We start from the raw sequence: 1436 nt of genomic DNA, 5'->3' as shown, positions 1-1436 counted from the left end.
CACCGCTTTCGCGAGCAAGCCCGCTCCCACCGGGGGTTATGTTCAGATTCCTGGCACTCGCGTCGTGGCCGGCGTCTGGCAGTAATGTTCAATCAGTTGCCGTAGTAGATGCACCGTAGGCTGTAAACGTGACATTTCCAGGTATTCCCCCGGCTGGTGTGCGCAGGCGATATCGCCGGGGCCGAGCACCAGGGTTTCACAGCCCAGGTGCTGAAGATAAGGCGCTTCGGTGCCGAACGCCACTGCTTCGGCGCGATGGCCGGTGAGCTTTTCCGCGACCCTCACCAGTTCGGCATCCTCGGCCTGCTCGAACGGCGGCACTTCAGGGAACAGCGGCGCATACTCAATCTTCACCTGATGCCGTTCGGCAACCGGCTTGAGTTTTTGCAGAATCTCGGCGCGCAAGGCGTTCGGGTCCATGCCCGGCAAGGGCCGCAGATCGAACTCCAGCGAGCATTGGCCGCAGATACGGTTGGGGTTGTCGCCGCCATGGATGCAGCCAAAATTCATCGTCGGCATCGGCACGCCAAACTGTGGATTACGAAACTCGCGCTGCCATAACAGCCGCAAGCCGCGCAGCTCACCGATGGCATCGTGCATGGCTTCGAGCGCGCTGTGGCCCAAGCGCGGATCGGAGGAATGGCCGCTCTGACCGAGAATGTCGATGCGCTCCATCATGATGCCTTTGTGCATGCGGATCGGCTTGAGCCCGGTCGGTTCTCCGATCACCGCCGCTCGACCCAACGGCCGGCCAGCCTTGGCCAATGCACGAGCGCCGGACATCGAGCTTTCTTCGTCACACGTCGCGAGAATCAGCAGAGGCTGCTTGAACGGCTGATCAAGCAAAGGCAGGACAGCCTCGATCGCCAGCGCAAAAAAACCCTTCATGTCGCAACTGCCCAGGCCGACCCAGCGACCATCCACCTCAGTCAGCTTCAGCGGATCGGTCTGCCACAATGCGCCATCGAACGGCACAGTGTCACTGTGACCGGCCAGCACCAGCCCGCCGGGGCCGGAACCGAAACTGGCGAGCAGATTGAATTTACCCGGGCTGACCTGCTGGATATCGCAGGCAAAACCCAGATCGCCGAGCCAGGTTGCCAGCAGATCAATGACTGGCCGATTGGTCTGATCGAGGCTGGCCTGCGTACAGCTGACGGACGGTGCGGCGATCAGCGCAGCGAACTGATCTTTCATGGATGGTAAAGGCATCGCTGACTCCAACTCCCGAATTGAAGACCATCATAGAACCATCCGGCGACAGGAATAAACCGCCGCAGAGCCGGTTAAACCCTACCCTCTCTCAGTCCTGTACACTGCACGGCCTTGGCAGCCACACATTCCCCCGGCTGCGCTCCCGATTCTGGATTTTCCGGCCATGCAAAAAGAAACTGAAATCAAACTCCGCGTCAGCCGCGAAACCCTCGCCGCTCTGC

General features: G+C 60.6%; 1 protein-coding gene. It reads right to left on the bottom strand.

The genetic code is table 11. The features are described 5' to 3' along the window. Positions 1 to 42: 42 nt before the first annotated feature. Positions 43 to 1212 carry an acetylornithine deacetylase gene (argE, locus tag F8N12_RS27515; protein ID WP_150580028.1) on the bottom strand — a complete coding sequence of 390 codons (1170 nt, stop codon included), beginning with the start codon at positions 1210 to 1212 and terminating at the stop codon, positions 43 to 45. Positions 1213 to 1436: the final 224 nt, after the last annotated feature.

This window comes from Pseudomonas fluorescens, from assembly GCF_902497625.1.
Taxonomy (GTDB): Bacteria; Pseudomonadota; Gammaproteobacteria; order Pseudomonadales; family Pseudomonadaceae; genus Aquipseudomonas; species Aquipseudomonas fluorescens_BQ.
Note: the sequence above shows the minus strand (reverse complement) of the source record. Positions and strands in the feature narration are given on the sequence as shown.

Excerpts from the sequence above, each read along its gene's own strand:
- argE (WP_150580028.1), bottom strand. The coding sequence starts at position 1,212 with ATGCCTTTACCATCCATGAAAGATCAGTTCGCTGCGCTGATCGCCGCA.